This window comes from Streptomyces sp. NBC_00988, assembly GCF_045162645.1.
Taxonomy (GTDB): domain Bacteria; phylum Actinomycetota; class Actinomycetes; order Streptomycetales; family Streptomycetaceae; genus Streptomyces.
In genome coordinates this window covers 11,797,305-11,815,664 of sequence record NZ_CP108730.1, presented here as the reverse complement: position 1 = coordinate 11,815,664, position 18,360 = coordinate 11,797,305, and the positions used below count along the sequence as shown (strand labels likewise).

Annotated in this window: 18 protein-coding genes and 1 pseudogene; 8 read left to right on the top strand and 11 right to left on the bottom strand. The window is 71.6% G+C overall.

Features of this window, described 5'->3' with window-relative positions; translation table 11 throughout:
• Positions 1-15: 15 nt before the first annotated feature.
• A complete protein-coding gene (locus tag OG496_RS53150; protein ID WP_405976187.1) occupies positions 16-1,056 on the top strand; it encodes a GlxA family transcriptional regulator in 1,041 nt (346 codons plus the stop codon).
• A complete protein-coding gene (locus tag OG496_RS53145; protein ID WP_405976186.1) occupies positions 1,053-1,505 on the top strand; it encodes a DUF6884 domain-containing protein in 453 nt (150 codons plus the stop codon). Before OG496_RS53150 ends, OG496_RS53145 begins: the two co-directional genes overlap by 4 nt.
• On the opposite strand, the gene OG496_RS53140 is transcribed toward OG496_RS53145, so the two are convergent.
• The 5 genes from OG496_RS53140 to OG496_RS53120 form a co-directional block, all read right to left on the bottom strand.
• Complete coding sequence (locus OG496_RS53140) at positions 1,502-2,629, bottom strand: TDT family transporter (RefSeq protein ID WP_405976185.1); 1,128 nt, start codon at positions 2,627-2,629, stop codon at positions 1,502-1,504. The genes OG496_RS53145 and OG496_RS53140 overlap by 4 nt on opposite strands.
• 111 nt (positions 2,630-2,740) lie before the next feature.
• Positions 2,741-3,187: a hypothetical protein gene (locus tag OG496_RS53135; RefSeq protein WP_405976184.1), complete on the bottom strand. Its 447-nt coding sequence runs from the start codon at positions 3,185-3,187 to the stop codon at positions 2,741-2,743.
• A 75-nt stretch (positions 3,188-3,262) separates the two neighbouring features.
• Positions 3,263-4,402 carry an AAA family ATPase gene (locus tag OG496_RS53130; protein ID WP_405976183.1) on the bottom strand — a complete coding sequence of 380 codons (1,140 nt, stop codon included), beginning with the start codon at positions 4,400-4,402 and terminating at the stop codon, positions 3,263-3,265.
• Positions 4,399-5,352 carry an NAD-dependent epimerase/dehydratase family protein gene (locus OG496_RS53125; protein WP_405976182.1) on the bottom strand — a complete coding sequence of 318 codons (954 nt, stop codon included), beginning with the start codon at positions 5,350-5,352 and terminating at the stop codon, positions 4,399-4,401. The genes OG496_RS53130 and OG496_RS53125 overlap by 4 nt, the downstream gene beginning before the upstream one ends.
• Before the next feature lie 44 nt (positions 5,353-5,396).
• Positions 5,397-7,601: an ATP-binding protein gene (locus OG496_RS53120; RefSeq protein WP_405976181.1), complete on the bottom strand. Its 2,205-nt coding sequence runs from the start codon at positions 7,599-7,601 to the stop codon at positions 5,397-5,399.
• A gap of 318 nt (positions 7,602-7,919) precedes the next feature.
• Between OG496_RS53120 and OG496_RS53115 the strand changes: the two genes are divergently transcribed.
• From OG496_RS53115 to OG496_RS53105, 3 genes are read left to right on the top strand one after another with little or no spacing between them, the layout of a single operon-like run.
• The gene (locus OG496_RS53115; RefSeq protein WP_405976180.1) at positions 7,920-8,288 is read left to right on the top strand and encodes an NUDIX domain-containing protein; all 369 of its coding nucleotides are present in this window, start codon (positions 7,920-7,922) and stop codon (positions 8,286-8,288) included.
• Positions 8,289-8,333: 45 nt separating this feature from the next.
• Positions 8,334-8,633: a DUF1778 domain-containing protein gene (locus OG496_RS53110; RefSeq protein ID WP_329347919.1), complete on the top strand. Its 300-nt coding sequence runs from the start codon at positions 8,334-8,336 to the stop codon at positions 8,631-8,633.
• The gene (locus tag OG496_RS53105) at positions 8,630-9,016 is read left to right on the top strand and encodes a fic family toxin-antitoxin system, toxin component (RefSeq protein ID WP_365611539.1); all 387 of its coding nucleotides are present in this window, start codon (positions 8,630-8,632) and stop codon (positions 9,014-9,016) included. Before OG496_RS53110 ends, OG496_RS53105 begins: the two co-directional genes overlap by 4 nt.
• Positions 9,017-9,035: 19 nt before the next feature.
• On the opposite strand, the gene OG496_RS53100 is transcribed toward OG496_RS53105, so the two are convergent.
• Positions 9,036-9,467 (bottom strand): MarR family transcriptional regulator, encoded by a 432-nt coding sequence (locus OG496_RS53100; RefSeq protein WP_327398829.1) that lies wholly within the window; start codon positions 9,465-9,467, stop codon positions 9,036-9,038.
• 212 nt (positions 9,468-9,679) lie between these two features.
• Between OG496_RS53100 and OG496_RS53095 the strand changes: the two genes are divergently transcribed.
• Complete coding sequence (locus OG496_RS53095; RefSeq protein ID WP_405976179.1) at positions 9,680-11,083, top strand: DHA2 family efflux MFS transporter permease subunit; 1,404 nt, start codon at positions 9,680-9,682, stop codon at positions 11,081-11,083.
• A 55-nt stretch (positions 11,084-11,138) separates the two neighbouring features.
• Here OG496_RS53095 and OG496_RS53090 read toward each other — a convergent pair whose 3' ends face one another.
• Positions 11,139-11,819 carry an FAD-dependent monooxygenase gene (locus OG496_RS53090; RefSeq protein WP_405976178.1) on the bottom strand — a complete coding sequence of 227 codons (681 nt, stop codon included), beginning with the start codon at positions 11,817-11,819 and terminating at the stop codon, positions 11,139-11,141.
• 79 nt (positions 11,820-11,898) lie between these two features.
• Positions 11,899-12,006, bottom strand: a pseudogene (locus tag OG496_RS53085) (helix-turn-helix domain-containing protein); the annotation flags it as partial.
• A 204-nt stretch (positions 12,007-12,210) separates the two neighbouring features.
• Between OG496_RS53085 and OG496_RS53080 the strand changes: the two are divergent.
• Positions 12,211-14,988 carry an ATP-binding protein gene (locus OG496_RS53080; RefSeq protein WP_405976177.1) on the top strand — a complete coding sequence of 926 codons (2,778 nt, stop codon included), beginning with the start codon at positions 12,211-12,213 and terminating at the stop codon, positions 14,986-14,988.
• Positions 14,989-15,002: 14 nt separating this feature from the next.
• Here the strand turns inward: OG496_RS53080 and OG496_RS53075 are convergent, their stop codons facing one another.
• The 3 genes from OG496_RS53075 to OG496_RS53065 form a co-directional block, all read right to left on the bottom strand.
• Positions 15,003-16,469: an FAD-binding protein gene (locus tag OG496_RS53075; RefSeq protein ID WP_405976176.1), complete on the bottom strand. Its 1,467-nt coding sequence runs from the start codon at positions 16,467-16,469 to the stop codon at positions 15,003-15,005.
• Positions 16,470-16,599: 130 nt separating this feature from the next.
• Positions 16,600-16,794: a hypothetical protein gene (locus tag OG496_RS53070; protein ID WP_366495818.1), complete on the bottom strand. Its 195-nt coding sequence runs from the start codon at positions 16,792-16,794 to the stop codon at positions 16,600-16,602.
• 55 nt (positions 16,795-16,849) lie between these two features.
• Positions 16,850-17,755, bottom strand: coding sequence for a PfkB family carbohydrate kinase (locus OG496_RS53065; protein WP_405976175.1), 906 nt, complete (start codon positions 17,753-17,755; stop codon positions 16,850-16,852).
• Between the two features lie 72 nt (positions 17,756-17,827).
• Between OG496_RS53065 and OG496_RS53060 the strand changes: the two genes are divergently transcribed.
• Positions 17,828-18,268, top strand: a complete 441-nt coding sequence (locus tag OG496_RS53060; protein ID WP_405976174.1) for a MarR family winged helix-turn-helix transcriptional regulator — start codon at positions 17,828-17,830, stop codon at positions 18,266-18,268.
• The last annotated feature ends 92 nt before the right edge of the window (positions 18,269-18,360 follow it).

Sequence of the window (18,360 nt, the reverse complement as noted above, 5' to 3'; positions counted from 1 at the left end):
CATGCTGGCTGTTCGATGAACCACAACCGTCCCGGAACGGGCCCCCTCACCGTCACCGTCCTCGTCTTCCCCGGCGTCCGGCTGCTCGACGTGACCGGCCCGATCGAGGTGTTCGCGTCGGCCAACGAGTTCGGCGGGCGCTACCGGATGCAGGTCGCGTCCGAGGACGGCGCCGGGGTGATCACCTCAGCCGGGACCCGCATCGGCGCCGACCTCGCCGTGGACGACGTACGCGAGCCGTACGACGTCCTCGTGGTGCCGGGGGGCCCCGAATGGGAGACTGCGATCAAGGACGACGCGCTCCTGGATGCCGTGCGGCGGCTGCACGGCATGGCGCGTTGTACGGCGTCGGTGTGCACCGGCGCGTTTCTGCTGGCCGCGGCCGGACTCCTGCGAGGGCGTCGGGCCGTGACGCACTGGCGGCAGTCCCGGCAACTGGCCGTGCGTTTCCCGTCCGTGCGGGTCCAACCGGACGCGATTTTCGTGCGGGACGGGCCGATGATGACCTCGGCGGGGGTCTCGGCCGGTATCGATCTCTCCTTGGCGCTCGTCGAGGAGCATTTCGGTGCGGAGGTCGCGCGGGCTGTCGCCAAGGACATGGTCGTCTTCATGCAACGGCCGGGAGGGCAGTCGCAGTTCAGCGTCCGATCCCGACTCCCGTACTCCCGACTGGAGGTGCTCCGGCGGGTGCTGGACACGGTCGTCGCGGCCCCCGGCGCCAACCACACCCTGGCCGCCATGTCCCGCCGGGCGGGCATCAGCGTCCGCCATCTGAGCCGGCTCTTCGACGAGGAGGTGGGGACGACCCCGGCCCGGTATGTGGAGCGGGTCCGGCTGGAGGCCGCCCAGGTGCTGCTGGAGACCGGTGACGACTCCCTGCCGGTGGTGGCGCGGCACACCGGGTTCGGCTCGGCCGAGTCGCTCCGGAGGGCGTTCGTACGGCAGTTGGGGGTGACGCCGGGCGCCTTCCGCACGACCTTCCGGACGACCGGTACGGGCACGGGCACAGCCCCGAACACGGCTTTCGCGAACACAGAACAGGACAGGCAGGCATGACCCCGAACGACAAACTCCAACTCGACTACTTCAAGCCGGAACTCGTCGTCATCCCGTGCGGCAGCCGCAAACTCGACCGGCCCGCGCGCGCCGCCGACCTGTACACCGGCTCGTACCACCGCGCGTGCCGCAAGGCGGCCGACGCGCTACGACCCGACAGGCTGCTGATCCTCTCCGCGCGGTACGGCCTGCTCGACCTCGACGACGTGGTCGAGCCGTACGACACCCCGCACGGCACGACGGATGCCGTGACGTCCCAACTCATCCTGGACCAGGCGACGTTTCGTGGCATCGTCCTCCTCGACCCGGTCGTAGCCCTCGGCGGCGCCCGGCACGTCGGCCTCGTCCACTCCGTCTGGCCGCACGCCCTCACCCCGCTGGCCGGAACCCGAGGCATGGGTGAGCAGATGGCCCGCCTCGCGGCACTGCGCAACGGCGCTGTCAACTAGCCTGGCTGCGTAAGGGAGTTGCTCAGTTCCCGCGTCGCCGACCGCGCAGTCCTGGTGACGGCGACGTGGCGCAGGGAGCCGCCGGTCACCACGATCCACGCCAGGACGAGCAGCGCGTAGAACACCACGGCCGGCCAGACGAACAACACCGAACCGGTGCGCGCCGCAAGGGCGTTGGTGGCGGTCACGAGCGCGCCGAACGGGAAGATGAACGACCACCAGGTCGGCGCGAACGGCAGCCCGGCGCGGATCGTCCGTGCGGTCAGGGCGGTGGCGAGCGCCAGCCACAGCAGGGCGAAGCCCCACACCAGGATTCCGCCCAGCAGCGCGAGGGCCTCGGCGCCCCGGGCGTAGAGCGCGGGCAGTGTGCCCGGTGCCGCCGCGGCGAGCGCGCCGAGCGCCGTCACCGCCTGGCCCAGGGCCCCGAGGCCGATCCACACCGTGGGCACCATGGCGCCGGTGGGTGCGTCGTGGTGCACGAGACGGCCGTAGAGGATGGTCAGGACGAGCAGGGCGGCGACGAGGCCGAGGCCGAGCATCGCGTAGCAGGCGAGGAGCAGGGCGAGTCGGAGTTGACCGGCCGGGGTGTGGGGGACGAGCAGGGCGCCGGTCGCGGCGGAGACCATCGGGGGCACGATCGGCATCAGCCAGCCGCCGAACGCCGCGTCCGGCGCGAAGCGGTGCCGGGTGACCATCAGGTACGGCACCGTGCAGGCCGTGGCGAGGCCGAGTGCGGTGCCGAGCGACCACAGCACCCGGTCCACGTCCAGCGCGGCGTCGAGCCCGATCACCCGCCGGCCGAGCAGCAGTGCCCCGGCGCCGACCGTGAGCAGGGCCATCGGCGGTGCGCCGAAGAACTGCGCCACGACCGGATCCCCCACGTGCGACCGCAGCGCCCGACCCCGGAGGTACCCGACGGCCAGCAGCACCAGCAGCAGTACGGCACCCACCCAGACGACCGTGGCGGCGGTCCGCAGCCCGGGGAGGCTCCGCGGGAGGGTGACCGCCGCGTTGGCGACGATGCCGGTGCCCATCACGGCCGCGAACCAGCTGGGGCTGAGGGGTGGGCGGGTTGCGCTGGGGGCCGTGGGCGACGGGGAACGCGGGGATGTGGAGCGGATCATGGCCCCAACGTAGGTCGGGGTGGGGGCAGCGCTGTCGGTCGTGTCCTGATGTCTGGGCGTCGTGGCAGACAGCGAGGGGCGTGTGTCAGGGCGTGCGGTGCGACTGCGCCGTCAGGTGCGGGGCATCACTCCCCCAGCGTCCGGCTCATCGGGCCGTTGTGGCGGTCGGACGTTGAAGGTGGTGTTCGGGAAGTCGCGGCCCTGGAGGACCGGGGCGTAATAACTGCCGCCGCTGATCGCGTTGTTGACCGAGCCGTCGCCGGTGCGGACCAGCTTGGCCTGTTCGTTCCAGGCGATGAGGGCGGTGGCGAAGTCGGGGTCAAGTGCCGCGCGTACGGCCAGGGCCGTGCTCAGCGCGTGGGCCCGGGTCTCGTCACCAGGGGCCTGTTGGAGGCGCATCAGTTCGTCCTCGCCCGGGCCGGGCCCGCCCGTAGTGTCGTCGCCGCGGTGGAACGGGCGGCGTACGAGAGTCGCGAGGGCCGTCCACATCTGTCGTCCCACTTCGCCGCCCGCGCCGCCGGCCAGCGACGCGAGCAGTCCTACCGACACCGGGTCCATCTGGCACCATCCTTGACGGGGCGTCACCACTCCTGTCGTGGGGAACGCTCGGCGGGGTGTTCCGGTTCCCGCCGGTCACGGAGTGCCAGGTCTGGCTCGTACGTAGAGGCGTACGAGTCCACGCATGCGCCACCTGTCCGGCGCCGTACCGGACTCGATCAGGTGCAGCAGTGACGTGAGCCGGCCGCGGACGGTGTCCTCGGGTTCGGCGCAGAGTGCGGCGAGGGTCGATGTGGTCGTCTCCGGTGCGTCGCTGAGGGCGAGCAGGCGCAGCAGCCGCGTCTGTGTCGGATCCAGGCGGGCGTGGCCGGCATCGAGGCGGGTGCGCAAGTCACGGTCGGGATGGGTGAGTTCGGCGAGGCGAGTGCGCGGGTCGGCAAGGTCTGCGGCCAGTGCCGCGAGCGGGCGAAACTGGTTTTCGGCGAGCAGGACCGCGGCAGTGCGCAGGGCGAGCGGCAGGCCGTCGCAGAGGTCGGCGACGCGTGCGGCGTCCTCGGGGTGGTCGAGGATCCTGGTGTCGTCGGGGTGGGCCATCGTCACGGCGTGGTGGAGAAGCCGGGTCGCGTCGGCCGTGGCCAATGGGCTCAGGACGATGTGGTCCGTCCCCAGACCGTCGAGGTGCACCGGTGTCGTAACGATCGTGGTCGCCGGGGCCGTGGCGGGCAGTAGTCCGGCGAGCTGGTCGGCATGCGTCACGTCGTCGAGGACGATGAGCAACGGGCTGCCGTTGCGGGCGAGTTCGGTGAGGATCAGGGCGTGGAGAGCGGACCGCGCCGCGCGCGTGGGCGGCACGCGGTCGGCGGGCAGTCCCATCGCCCGCAGGAATCCGCCGAGCAGGGCGGAGCCGTGCAGCCGCGACACGTCGGCGAACAGCACGCCGCCCGCGAACCGGCCCTGGGCGAGGGCCTGGTGAGCGGCCGTCAGGACGAGTTCCGTCTTTCCGCTGCCGGTCGGGCCGCCGACGACCACCACGGGACCGCCCTGCCGCGTGTCGCGCGCGAAGAGGGTACTCAGGGCGGCCAGTTCGTCGTCGTACCCCGCGAATGCCGGGGTCGGTGCGGGCAACGCGGTGAGAGCGGGCGGGAGTTCGTACGGCATGCGGAAGGTGACGTCGCGGCCCTGCATCACCCACGACAGGAACAGGCCACCCGAAATGGCGTTGTCCACGGGCCAGTCGTCGAAGGGCTCGTCGTCGCCGAGCGGTTCGTCCGTCACGGGGTGGCTTCGGCTCGACGCGCGGTCCGCCACTGGTCGCGGACCAGATCGTCCAGGCCTAGCGTCGTCGGTGCCCAGCCCAGCGCCGTTCTGATCGCCGTGGTGTCCGCGATCAGCACCCTGGCCTCCTGGGCGATGGCGGGCAGGTGGCGCAGCGGCACCGGATTCCCGGTCAGCCGTTCGACCGACGCGACCAGGTCCCGGACGCTCGCCGGATGCGCGCCGAGGTTGTAAACGGCGTGCCGCCCGGGCGAGTTGGCGCGCAACGCCCGCGTGAAGGCCGCCGCCACATCCCTGACGTGGACGAAGTCGCGTACGGCCGTGCCGTCGCCGTTGATCTCCAGCGGGGACGTGGGCCGGGTCGCGGCGGCCACGGCGACGGCGCGCGGGATGATCCGTGTCAGGTCCTGGTCGGCGCGGCCCGCCGAGGCGCCGGCCGCGTTGAAGATCCGCAGCGTGGTGGCGCCGAGGACTCCGGTGGCCGCCTGCCGGGCGATGAGGTCCTCGGCCGCGGCTTTCGACGCGGCGTAGGCGTGGAGGGGGTCGCGTGGTGTCGCCTCGTCGACGGGTACGCGGGCGGGACGGCCGTAGACCGAGCCGGTCGAGGCGAAGACAAGGCCGGCGGGGCGTCCTGTGCGCTCGGTCTCGGCTGCCATCGCGTCGAGGAGATGGGCCGTGCCCGTCACGTTCACGGCGTGGTAGCGCGTGGGTGGTCGGGAGCCGAGGCGGGCCCGGGCGAGTCCCGCGAGGTGGCAGACGCCGTCCGTGCCGCGGACGGCTGCCGACACTGCGGCGTGGTCCGTCAGGTCCGCGTGCCGTGTCTCGACGCCGTCGGGGAGGTCGGGCTCGTGCTCGTGCACCACGGCGACGACCTCTTCGCCATGGGCGAGGAGGTCGTTCACCACGGCCCGGCCGACGTATCCGGCCGCGCCGGTGACAAGGATCTTCATGGGCTCGTCCAAACGCTCGTCACACGGGCCGGCGGCGGTCGCCGTCAGGCCTCGCCGTCCGACGCGCCGTCGGGTTCCTCGTCGGTGCCGGGTCCGGGCAGGTTCGCGAGGTCGCCGATCAGTGCCTCCACGGCGGCGGTGTCGCCCAGTCGCTCGAACAGCTCGACCGCCCGCTGCCAGTGGACCCGTGCCGACGCCGGATCGTCCGTCGCGACGTACAACTCGCCGAGAGTACGCAGGACTTCGGCCTCGTCCCGGATGTCGTTGATGCGCTCGAAGACCTCGCGTGCCTCCAGGCAGTGTCCGATCGACTGCCCGTACTCCGCCCGTCGCCGCGCGATGCCCGCGTGCAGCAGCTTGCAACGGGCCCAGGCCCGGTCGTCGCGCCGTCCGTCGAGGTCCTCCCAGATGGCCAGGGCACCGGCGGCCGCTTCGGCGGCCTCGTCCAGGCGGTCGAGGTGGGCCAGGGAGACCGCGATGGTGTCGAGGGCCGCCGCGTTGCCGGAGCGGTCGGGCACTGTGAGCCGGGCCATCACGTCGAGCGCCTCGTACGAGAGCCGCAGCGCCTCCTCCCAGTCCTCCCAGACCCGTGCGGTCATGGCCATGTCCTTGAGGGAGTCGGCCTGTCCGTGCAGGTCGCCCAGTCCGCGCCGGACGTCCAGCCCAGCGGCGAACGCGGCGCGGGAGCGCTCCGGTCGGCCGATGGCGCGGTAGCCGGTGCCGAGGTTGTTCAGGAGCCAGCCCTGGCCCGAGTGGGCGCCGCACCGGGCCGCCGCGTCGGCGGCGACCTGATGCGCCTCGATCCACTGGTCCCAGGACAGCGTCTGGGTGAGGAAGCCCCACATGCTCAGCGGGATGGTCCACACGAGGTGGCCCATCCCCTCGGAGACGCCGTTGTGCACGACCGCCACGAGGTTGGGCTGCTCGGCTTCGCACCAGGCGAGGGCCCCGTTCCGGTCGGGGAACGCGGCGGGTGCGGGTCCGGGCGGCTCGCCGAGGTCCGGGCGGATCCGCCCGGGCCGCATGACCTGGTCGGCGATGTTCACGGAGTGCGTGTACCAGGTGAACAGGTTCTCCAACACCGGCCACCGCTCCTCGTCCTCTGCGGCGAGCCGGTCGCTGAAGGAACGGACGAGGTCGTGCATGCGCCAACGCCCGTACGGCGTACCGGCCTCCACCAAGTGGGCGCGGGCCAGGTCCTGGAGGTCCCTGCGGGCCGCGTCGCCGTCCGTGCCGGCGAGCACGGCGACGGCGTCCGTGGAGACGTCCGGCCCCGGGTTCAATGACAACAGGCGGAACAACCGCGCGTGCCGCATGGGCAGTTGACGGTACGACAGCTCGAATGCGGCACCCACGGCGATGTCGTCGTACCGCAGCGCCTCCAACCGCGCCTTCTCGTCGGCGAGTTCGTCCGCCATCCGTGCGAGCGGCCGGTCGGGTCTGAAGATCAGCACGGCACCGATGATGCGCAGCGCCAGCGGCAGTCCTGCGCACAAATCGGCGATTCTGAGGGCGTCTTCGGGCGAGTCCGTGACACGGGTGTCGTGCGGACGCGCCATCCTCAGGGTGCTGTCGAGAAGCCTGACCGCGTCATTCATGAGGAGAATATCCAGGTCCAGCAGACGGGCGTTCAGCATACCGAGGGTGTGCCGGGACGTCACGACGGCGCCCGTCCAACTGTCCGCGGGCAGCAGAGCCCTGGCCTGCTCGTCGGTCGCGGCGTTGTCGATCACCACGAGGATGCGGCGGCCCTCTTTCGCGTACGAGGCGAGGATCGAGGTGTACAGCCGCTGCCGGTCCTGCACGCCGTGCGGGATGTGCTCGCCGGGCACACCGAGTGCCCTCAGGAATCCCTCCAGCGCCTGTGCGGGCTCGACGCGGCGGACGTCGTCGTAGCCGAACAGGTCGACGAACAGGACGCCGCCCGGGAACCAGCCCTGGTCCAGGGCGGTGCGGGCCGACTGGAGCGCGAGTTCGGTCTTGCCGACGCCGGCCAGGCCGCCGACCGCGGTGACGATCACGACCGGTCCGCCCGCGCTGCCGGCCGACGCTCCGGCGGCGGGGTCCAAACGGCCCAGCAGGACGTCGAGATGGGGGTCGCGGCCGACGAACACGGGGGACGCGGGCGGGAGTCCGTGCAGCGCCGGCGATACCTGCGGTGGTAACTCGATGGTGATGTGGCGGCCTTGGACGACGGTGGAGAAGAACACCCCGTTGGAAATCTTGTTGCTGATTCCGGTCACGCTCATCGTTCATGCCGCCCTTGCGGATTCCGATGGTGCTGATGCCCGAGCTTCGTGTCGGCCGTCGAGCGCGGCCGGGCCGCGCGTCTCCCCCGCTCGTGCGAGGGTGCCGTGTTCCACGTGATGCCCAGGCTGAGAATGCCCCCTGGAGTGTGGCCGGAACCGCATGGGACGCGTCCGATGCACGAGCCGCCGTTGCCGGGACGATGCCCATGAGGTCACGGGGTGCGTCCGTACCGCGTGAACCGATCCGTCCCGGGTAGGAAACCGGCTCGGACGTGGCCGGACGAACGGTCGCGCCGTGCGCGAAGGGACGGTTGGGACATGGCGTTGGAACAGGCCGCCGAGGACGCGGTGGACGCGCTCGTCGTGAATGACGGGCGTGTACTGCTGGTGGATGTGCAGGGTGGTTGGAGTCTGCCGTCCGGTGTTCCCGAGGAGGCCGAGACGGCGCAGGCCGCTGCCGCGCGGGCGGTGTACGAACTCACCGGTTATCTCGTGGACGGAACGAGCCTTCTGGAGTCCGAGTCCGGGGGTGGGTCGGCCGTTGTGTGCCAGCTGTTGAGCGACGACCCGTCGGGGGAGGCTCAGCTCACCGCGGGGCAGCTGCGCTGGGCGTCGTTCGCCGATGCCATCGCCACCGGGCTGCCGACAGCCGTGCGTACCTATCTGGAGGGCCATACACCGGTGTAGGAAATGCCGGTTCCCGCGCGTGGTACCACTGGTACCGTGGACGTCATGCCGAACACGCCGAAAGCCATGAACCTCCGCTTCCGAGACCCCCGGCAGCGCGCGGCCATCGAGGCCGCCGCCAAGCAGGCCGGGGTCAGCCTGCAGGAGTACATCCTCTCGGCCGCCTATGCGCGGGCGACGGCCGTCGAAGAGCGGTTCCTTGAGGGCTTCAAGGAGTCGATGGCGCGCAGTGGCGCTGCTTTCGCGGCCGAGCCCGGCAGCGCTGATCCCAGCGCGGAGCAGCGGGCGGCCGAGGCGGACGCCCTTCGTGAACTTGAGCGCCAGGAGCAGGGGCACGCCGCGTGACCCAGCCCGAACCGCCGCACGCGCTCGACGTCACCTTCCTGCTGCATGCCGCCGAGCTCCTCGACCGCGATCCCCAGGTCGACGACTACGGGCCGCTCTACGCCGCGGCCGCCCGGGTCGACGCGCGCGCGATGGAGCGCGACATCTACGGTTCCCTGCACCTCAAGGCGGCCGCGCTGTTGCAGACCCTGGCGAAGTTGCCGTGCCTGGAGCACTCCAACGAGGCCTTCGCCTGGCACGCCACCGAGGCCTATCTGATCCTCAACGAACGCCGCCTCGACTACCCGCCCAAGGCCGCCGTGGCACTCGTCCGCGACGCCGCCTCCGGGGAACTGGGCCTCCCCCGGATCGCCCGCCAGCTCCGCGACTGGACCACCGCCTGAGCACACGGGCCTTCGACTCTCAGGCCGTCGCCTTCCGGATACGGGCGAGCAGGGTCCGTAGCTGCGCCCGGTCCTCCGTGTCCAGCTCGGCCGTCGCCTCCGCGAGCGCGAGGCCGTCGATCTCCTCCGCCTCGCGGTGGCACTCCCGGCCCTTGTCGGTGAGGCGCAGCAGGAACGCGCGACGGTCGTGCGGATGGCGTACGCGCTCCACCAGACCGTCGCGTTCCAGGCTGTCGACGATGCTGGTCGTGGTCCGAGCCGCGACGCCGGTCATCTCGCTCAAGTCCCGCATACGGAGGGGCTGTTCGGCGTGCGCGAGCATCCGCAGGGCACGCAGTCGGGCGACCGAGGCCCCGTTGGCGCGCAGCCGGGTCTCGACGAACTGGCGCAGCTGGTGCGTCGTCTCGTAGAGCTCGTCGACCAGGATGTCGCTGCTGCCGTGCACTGCCATGGCGTTCCCCGTTCCCCGTTCCGTGGTGAGGGCCGATTGTACGAGCCCCGGGCGGCGACAATGAGCACTCACATAGTGAGTATGCTCAGCATGTGCTGCCGTTCCGACGCCCTCCCGTCCCCCTCGCCCCTCGCCTTCGCGCTCCAGACCTCCGCCGGCTCCGCCTCCGCCGACCCGGCCAGCGTCTCGTCGTTCCCGTCATGTGCGTCTGCGTGACGTTCATAGCGATCGTCGACGGAGCGATCACGACCGTCGCGCTCCCGTCGATCGCGCGCCAGTTCCACTTGACGACCGCTGCCCTGGACGGGGTGGTCGTGGTCTATCCGGTCTGCCTGGCCATGGCCATCCCCGCCTCCGCCTGGCTGGTCGAACGGTTCGGCGCCAAGCGGGTGTTGCTCACCGCCCTCGGCGCCTTCCTCGTCTCGTCACTGCTGTGCGGCGCGGCGGCGAACCTCGGTCAGCTCATCGCCTCCCGCGCGGTGCAGGGCATGTCCGCCGGAGTGCTCTTCCCGGCCGCGTCCTCGCTGCTCTACAGCACCTTCAACTCCTGGGAGCAGGTGCGGATCTCGCGGTACATGATCATCCCGCAGCAGATAGCCCCGGCCGTCGCGCCAATGCTCGGCGGCTTGCTGGTGGACCATCTGTCCTGGCGCTGGGTGTTCTACGTCAACCTGCCCCTGGGCCTGCCCGCCGTGGCGTTCGGGGCGCTGTTCCTCGCCGAGCACCGGGGGCATCGTCCCGGCCGATTCGACCTCACCGGGCTGCTGTTGAGCGCGGCGGCTCTGGGCGGCGTGATGTTCGGCGTCTGCGAGGGACCCAACCGCGGCTGGACCTCCCCGTCCGTCGTCACCGCCCTCGTCGTAGGCGCAGTTCTGCTCACCGCCGCCATCGTCTTCGAACTGCGGGTCACCGAGCCGCTGTTGAAGCTCCGGCTCTTCGCGGACCGGCTCTTCCGGGACACCAACCTGATCAATCTGGTGGGCCTGGTGCCGATCCTCGGCGCGATGTACCTCGGCCCGCTCTTCCTCCAGCAGGGGCAGGGCCGTTCCGCGCTGGAGTCCGGCACGAGCACCTTCCCCGAGGCCTTCGGCGTCCTGCTGACCGTCCAGGTCGCCGGGATCCTCTACTCCAGGGTCGGCCCGCGCATCATCATCGGCTCGGGCCTGGCCATGGTGAGCGCGGTCCTGCTGCTCCTCGCCACCTGCGACCAGGACACCGGCCTCTGGACCTTCCGGGGCTACATGTTCCTGCTGGGCATCGGCATGGGCGGCGTCTTCATGCCGACCACGGTGGCCTCGCTGGCGACCCTGTCCCGCAAGGACCTGTCCCAGGCGTCCACGCTCAACACGGTCGTACGGCAGACCGGTGGCGCCTTCGCGCCGGCGGCGGTGACCACGGCCCTGGTCCTGAGCACGCCCACGGCGGCCGCGGCGAATCCACCCATCTCCGCTTACCAGCATGCCTACTTGACCCTGGCCGCCCTCGCCGCGGTGACCACCGTCTTCGCCTTCACGATCCCCGACGGCCCGGCCCGCGCCGCCGCACGCGGCACCACCGCGTCGAGCGGCGGGAACGCCCCGGCCCGGCCCCGACGCCGACACGAGGAGGCGCACTGAGGCCCGCTCCACCACGACGCTCAGGGGGCACCGACACTCAGGGGGCGACCAGCTCTCAGGGCGTCACCGGCGAAATCGACCAGGAATCCCTGGAGTTGAGCACGGCGGTCGTGCACCCGGCGAGCCTCTTGTACCCCTGCGACACCGCCGTCACATGCTCCGCGGGCACTGGACCGCCGATCTCCTCGGCCATGGCGATGATCTTCTCCGGGCCCAACTCACGGTTGGCCAGCACCAGTTGGTTCAGGGGTTCGCGGCGCAGGTTCTCGTACTGCTCCAGGGCCCGTACGGGATCGCCGTGCCGGGAGAGCGCCCAGGCCAGGACACGCGCGTCGACGATCGACTGGGAGCCGCCGTTCATGCCCATGGGGTACATCGGGTGGGCGGCGTCGCCGACCAGCGTCACCCGGCCGGAACTCCAGCGCGGCAGCGGGGCCCGGTCCACCATCGGGTACTCGTAGATGCCGGTGGAGCTGCGGACCAGTTCGGGCAGGTCGACCCAGGGCAGGTCCCATCCGGCCAGCTCGGCCAGTGCCTCGGCCGTCGGGATCGGGCGGTTGGAGCGGTCGAGTCCCTCACCGGACTCCGGCCGACGGATCTCCAGCACCCAGTTCATCAGCGTGGGTCCGCCCTCGACCGCCGGGTCGGCGACGGGGTAGGCGACGAACTTGTCCCCGGGGCGCCCGCCGGCCACCACGATCGCCCGGCCACCGAGGATGTGCGGGTACCGGCTCATGCCCCGCCACATCTGCACGCCGTTCCGGCGCGGGGGCCCTTCGCCGGGATGGAGTTGGGCCCGCAGCCGGGAGTCGATGCTTGTTGTAGACGAGGCGGACGCACCCGAACGTGCGCGACAACTCGGCCGCCTGCTCGCCTGTGGGGTAAAAGCGGTACTTGAACGCCCGCTTGACCTGCCGCGCCAAACCTCACACCGTATCAACCCCTGTGTGAGTGGCGGGTGTCGGCCGGTAGACGGTGGACGCCGGTCCGCCCTGACGGCGAACCGGCTTTCCCTGCCCTGCTTCGCAGGAGCTTCGTTTCCTCCCCCGGCCGAAGCCGGGGGTATCCACGAAGGAGAGCCCCGATGAGGGGCGGGCGTAAAGTCCGAGGTCGGAAGGGAGACGCGCATGGATGGGGACGGGCTTCCCGCGTCGAATGCAGCCGAGCTGCTCGTCGGCCGTGATCACGACCTCGGGCTGGTCCGGGGTTTCGTCGACGAGGCCATGGTCTCCGGCGGGGCGCTGCTGCTGTCCGGGGACGCCGGTGTCGGCAAGACGGTGTTGCTGGATGCCGCGGCCGGACAGGCTCGTGTCATGGGCGCGCGGGTCGTGCGTGCCGCCGGTGTGGAGTTCGAGAGCACGATCAGTTTCGCGGGTCTCCACCAGGTCCTTCAGCCGCTGTTGCCCGGGCTCGACCGCCTGACCGACCCGTACCGCACCGCCCTCAGCGTCGCGCTGGGGCTGGACCAGGGCGCACCTTCCGATCAGCTGCTGGTGTCGAACGCGGCGCTGACCCTGCTCGTCCAGGCCGCCGCGGAGCGCCCGTTGCTGGTGATCGTCGACGATCTCCCGTGGCTGGACCGTGCCAGCGCCGTGGTGCTCGGCTTCGTCGCCCGCCGCCTGGGAGGCAGCCGCGTCGGCTTTCTCGGCGCCTACCGGTCGGGGGAAGGAAGCTTCTTCGAGCGCGGCGGGGTGCCCCATCACGACGTACGACCTCTCGATACGACGGCTGCGGCGGCGCTGATCCAGGCGCGCACCCCGTCCCTGGCCCCGCGCGTCCGGGAGCGGCTGCTGGCGGAGGCGCAGGGCAACCCCCTTGCCCTGCTGGAACTGCCCGTCGCGCTCACCGCACCGCAGCGCTCCGGAGCCGCGGTCCCCGAGCTGCTGCCGCTGAGCCGTCGTCTCCAGGCCGTGTTCGCGTCCCGCGTCGAGACGCTGCCCGCGTCGACCCGGCTGCTCCTCCTGTACGCGGTCCTGGACGGCACCGGCGATCTGCGCGTCCTCACCTCGGCCACCTCCGAGCGGACCGGCATGGAGGACCTGGCGGACGCGGAACGGGCCGGACTCGTGGACGCGACGACCGGGCGACTGGTGTTCCGCCATCCCCTCACGCGCTCGGCCGTCGTGGAACTCGCCACCAGCGAGCAGCGTCGCGAGGTGCATCGCGCCCTGGCGGAGTACTGGTCCGACCGCCCCGAGCGACGCGCCTGGCACCTCGCCCATGCCACGGTCGAGCCCACCGAGGAAGTCGCGAGCCTGTTGGAGGAAGTGGCGCGCGACACCGTGCGGCGTGGTGACGCGGGCGGTGCCATCGCCGCGCTGCTGCGCGCCGCGGAGTTGAGCCCGCGCGGCTACGAGCGCAGTCGCCGGATCGCGGAGGCGGCCTATCTCGGCGCGGATCTGACCGGCGATCTGCGCGACGTGCCCCGGCTGCTCGAAGAGGCCCGCCTGGCCGACGGCGGACGGGCGGGTCCGTTGGTCGCCGCGGTCGCCGCCGCGCACCACATCCTCCTCAGCGGTGAGGGCGACCTCGACACCGCCCACCGGCTGCTCGTCGGCGCGATCGACATGCAGCACCAGCCGTACGACGCCGCCGATCCCACCATGATCGACGCGCTGTACACGCTCGCCTGGCTGTGCCAGAGCAGTCAGCGCACGGAGATGTGGCAGCCGCTGCACCGGGCGCTCGGTCTGCTGAAACCGGAGGTCCCGGACCAACTCGCCCTGACCCTCAGCACGATGGCCGACCCGGCGCGCACGGCACCGCCCGCGCTCGGAAGGCTCGACGAGGCCATCGCCTCCCTCGACCAGGAGGCCGACCCGGTCCGCGTCATCCGGCTCGCCATGACCTCTCTCTACGTCGACCGGCTGCCGGCGTGCAGGACGGCGCTGCGGCGCGTGCTGCGCGACGGGCGGGACAACAGCTCGCTCACCGTGGAGATCCAGGGGCTGGTGTATCTGGGCCGGGACCATTTCGCGGCTGGTGAGTGGGACGAGTTGGAGGCGCAGGCCGCGCAGGGCCGGGACCTGGGTGAAGAGCACAGCTACCAGCTGCTGTCGACGGAGTTCCTGTACCAACGTGCGTTGGTCGCCGCTGCCCGGGGTGACGAGACCGCCGTCAAAGCCCTCACGGACGAGATGACCCTGTGGGCGACACCGCGCGGTGTGGGCTCCTACCTGTCGTGCGCCTCGCACGCGAGGGCGCTCGCCGCGCTCGGCCAGGGCCGGTTCGAGGACGCCTACCGCCACGCGTGCGCCATCAGCCGCGCGGGAGAACTCGCCTCGCACGTCCCGCCGGCCCTGTTCGTCGTCATGGATCTCGTCGAGGCCGCGGTCAGAACGGGCCGGACCTCCGAGGCAACAGCCCACGCAGCGGCGGCAGATGAGGCCGGCATCGCCGCGATCTCGCCACGGCTCGCCCTGCTCGTGAAGGCGTCGGCGGCGATCGCAGCCGTGGACCATGAAGCGCTCGGCCTGTTCGAGGAGGCGCTCACCGTACCCGGCACCGACCGCTGGCCCTTCGAGCTGGCCCGGGTCCGGCTCGCCTACGGCGAACGCCTCCGCCGGGTGAAAGCCACGACGGAGGCGCGCACCCAACTCGCCGACGCCATCGACACGTTCGAGCGGCTCGGTGCCCGCCCCTGGACGGCCCGGGCGGGCAACGAGCTGCGGGCGACCGGCCTGTCCGTCGGAACCGCCGGGTTCAGCGGAGCGGCGTCACTGACGCCCCAGCAACGGGAGATCGCGCTCCTCGCGGCGGCCGGTCTCACCAACAAACAGATCGCCGAGCGCCTCTTCCTCTCGCCCCGCACCGTCGCCGCCCACCTGCGCCAGCTCTTCCCGAAGCTGGGCGTGGCCTCCCGCGCCGCGTTGCGCGACGCATTGGCGGACCTGCCTCCCGACTAGAACGGCATCGGCGTTCAGAAGATGCCCTGCCCCGGAACCAGGATCCCCTTCGGGTCGTACGTCTTCCTGGCCTCGGCGAACCGCTTCCAGGCCGGCCCGAAGTGCCGCTTCCAGTCGGCGTGTTGGAACGGGATCGAGCCGACCGGGTACTGGGTGCCGCCGGCCGCCTGGACCGTCTCGTACGCGGACCGGTTGGCGGCCAGCAGTCTCTGTACGGTCGCCGTGTCCTCGGGCGGCGCGGCGCGGAGGACCGCGAACAGGTAGGGCATCGGATCGTCAGGCATCCGCAGCAGCGGGGTGTGGAGGTGCTCGCGCAGCAGGGGGTACAGGAGGACGACGCCAGGTCCCAGGTCGGCCGGGGTGAGCGCCTCCAGCAGGGTGCCGGCCACGTCGGCGGTCCTACGGCCCGGCATGACCAGGTTGAGCCAGGGGTGGGCGTAGGCCCAGAGGCCCGCTTCCTTCAGGGCGGCGACGGAGGCGGCGAGCCGGTCGAGGAAGTCGTAGTAGCCGAGGTCGGTGATCTGGGCGCCGGACGTGACGTAGCGCAGACCTCGCAGGAGAACCGTGTCGTCGGGGGTGTCCCCCACCGGCGGCCCGTAGGCGACGGCCTCGATGGCGAACTGGTTGAAGGCTCCGGCGGTATCCGCGCCGACCTGGCCCTCCAGGTAGGCGAAACGGCCCTCGGTGGCGAGGAGTTGCTGGTCGTCGAGGAAGGTCTGGAGGTCGTCGTACGGGAGGAGGTAGTGCCGTACGGTCTCCGGGGCCGGGACCAGGCGCAGGGTGGCGGCGACGATCACCGCGCACTGGCCCAGGCCGGCGAGCACGGCGTGGAAGAGGTCGGGGTGGCGGGTCGGGGAGCAGCGGAGCAACTCCCCTGCTCCGGTGACGACTTCGAGTTCGAGGACGTTGTCGACCTGCGCGCCCTGCTGGTGGCTCTGGCCGCCCAGGCCGCCGACGGAGAGGGTGCCGCCGACGGAGAGTTCGAGGTAGTCGGTGAAGACGGGCGGGGTCAGACCGTGGGCGATGGCCGCCTTGGCGACGTCGCTCCACTTGGCGCCCGCGCCGACCGTGACGCGTGAACTCCCCGTCCGTACCGGGCCGATGGAGGCGAGCGGCTCGGTCTCGATGATCAGGCCGCCCTCGACCTGCGCCTGCCCGTTCGTCCCGTGGCCCTGTCCGCGCGGGGCCACCTTGAGTCCGTGCAGATTGCAGAACCGCACCATTGCGACGACGTCCCGCACTGAGCCCGGCCGCAGCACCGCGGCCGGGCGCCGGTGCACGATGTGCCCGAAGTCGTCGGCGTCCGCGCTGAGCGAGGCCTCGTCGGTGAGAAGCGTCCCGTCCAGATGAGGGAGGCCGGTGAGCGGCCGGCCGGTGTCGGTCACCGCCCAGCTGCGCGTGAAGGGATCGAAGCCGATCACCACGGCTGAGCCTGCGACCAGGCCGCGCAGAGCGGTGCGTCGAGACGGGGTGCGGGGCATGTGGTCCTCCTGAGACCGTCCGTGAAACGATCAACGACGGCTCAGTCTAGGCATGTTGGGGCACGGAGAAGGGTTCCGTCCCGGCGAGTTCCCCGACCGGTTCGACACCTGTCGCGGCGACCTGACCTTGCTAGTCGTCGCCCTGACTGTTCGAGTTCTGGCCCCACCGCCGCTTCTTGTCGGAGCTGCGCAGGAGTTCGCTCGCGGAGAGGGTCACGGTCGCGATGACACGGGCCCAGCGGGGGCCGCCGCGCTCGGCCCAGAACACACATGCGCACCCGCCGATGAGGAGCACCACGAGGACTAGCAGCACTGCACCGATCATGTTTCCCACCCCTGTCGCGTACGGTCCGGTGACACGTACGTTCCTGGTGATCTTCTCAGGTCCTGGGCGAGCCGAAACTCCCCTCTCGCATCCACGCGCGCGTGCCGAACGAAGCGCAGGCCCGTGAGGCCACGACGGCCGCCGCGCGCAGCACCTCGGCGAAGCCCTCCGAGGTCGGGCGGTCCCCCACGAGGTGGTACGCGAGCGCACCGTGCAGGACGTCACCCGCGCCCACCGTGTCCGCCACCTTCACCGACGGCACGTCCACCGTGCCTTCGCCGTCCGGGCCCGCCCAGACGACGGGGTCCGCTCCCCCGCTCACCGCCGACCGGACGACCCCGTGTTCCCGCAGGAAGCGCAGCGTGTCCGCGGGTGTGCTCGTGCCGGGTGGGTGGAAGTCGGCCGAGCAGACGGCCACGTCGATGAACGGCAGCAGCCTCTGGGTGCCGGGCTTCCAACTGCCGCCGTCGAAAAGGGTCTTACGGCCGAGGGCACGCGCGGAGCGGGCCGCGGCGACGGCCAGTTCCATGTGGTGGCCGTCGAACTCGACGATGTCACAGGCGGCCACCAGCGCGTCGAGGTCGTCGGGCGGGGCGAGCCGGTGTGCCGTGGCGTTGGTCGAGGCGACGGCGCGTTCTCCGGTGGACGCGGTCACCAGGACGGAGGAGACCGCGGGTGGCTGCGCCGAGTCGGCGGCCAGGTCGGAGACGGTCACGCCCAGCGCGTCCAGGTCGGCCGCCACCACAACTCCCAACGGGTGGGCGCCAATTGCGGTCAGGAGTGTGGCCGCGCCGCCCAAGTGGCCGAAGGCCACGGCCGCGTTCGCCGCCGGGCCGCCCGCGGCGACGACCTGGTCCCGAGCGGTGAGTTTCTCGTTCGAGCCGGGTGCGTGGTCCACGAGCTGGATGACGTCCAGGGTGCACAGACCGACGAACAGTCCTGTGGGGCGTCCTCTCTCCACCGACGACCTCCTCGCGCGATTTACTAACAATTGGTTGAGCAGTCCAGGCTGATAAATCTACTGTTAGTAACCATGAAGGTGAACAGCCCGAACGACACCGCCCGGCTCGCGTCCGAGCTGCGGCTCGCGGTGGGCCGGGTGACCCGGCGCCTGCGTCAGGCGCACGCCGTGGGGGACGTGTCACTTTCCGGAGTCTCGGTCCTGGCCCGGCTCGCCCGTGACGGCTCCGAGTCGCCCACATCGCTCGCCGAGGCCGAGCGAGTACGCCCGCAGGCGATGGCCAGCACCCTCGCGGTGCTCGAACAGCGCGGGCTGGTCGGCCGTAGCCCCGATGCCGCGGACGGGCGGCGGAGCATCGTGGCGATCACGGACGAGGGACGCGCCGTGCTGGCCGAGCGGCGCTCCGCGTCGGTCCACCGGCTCGGGGCCGTCCTCGACGAGTTCACCGCGGAGGAGCGCGCGACCCTCGCGTCGGCCCTACCCCTCCTCGACCGACTGGCGGAGCGACTGTGACCGAGCGCGCGCACATACCCGGCGACGGACAGGAGAACGGGGGCGACCGGCCGTCGCTGCTGAGCGCCGTGCGCTCGGGGCGCCGTAAGGAC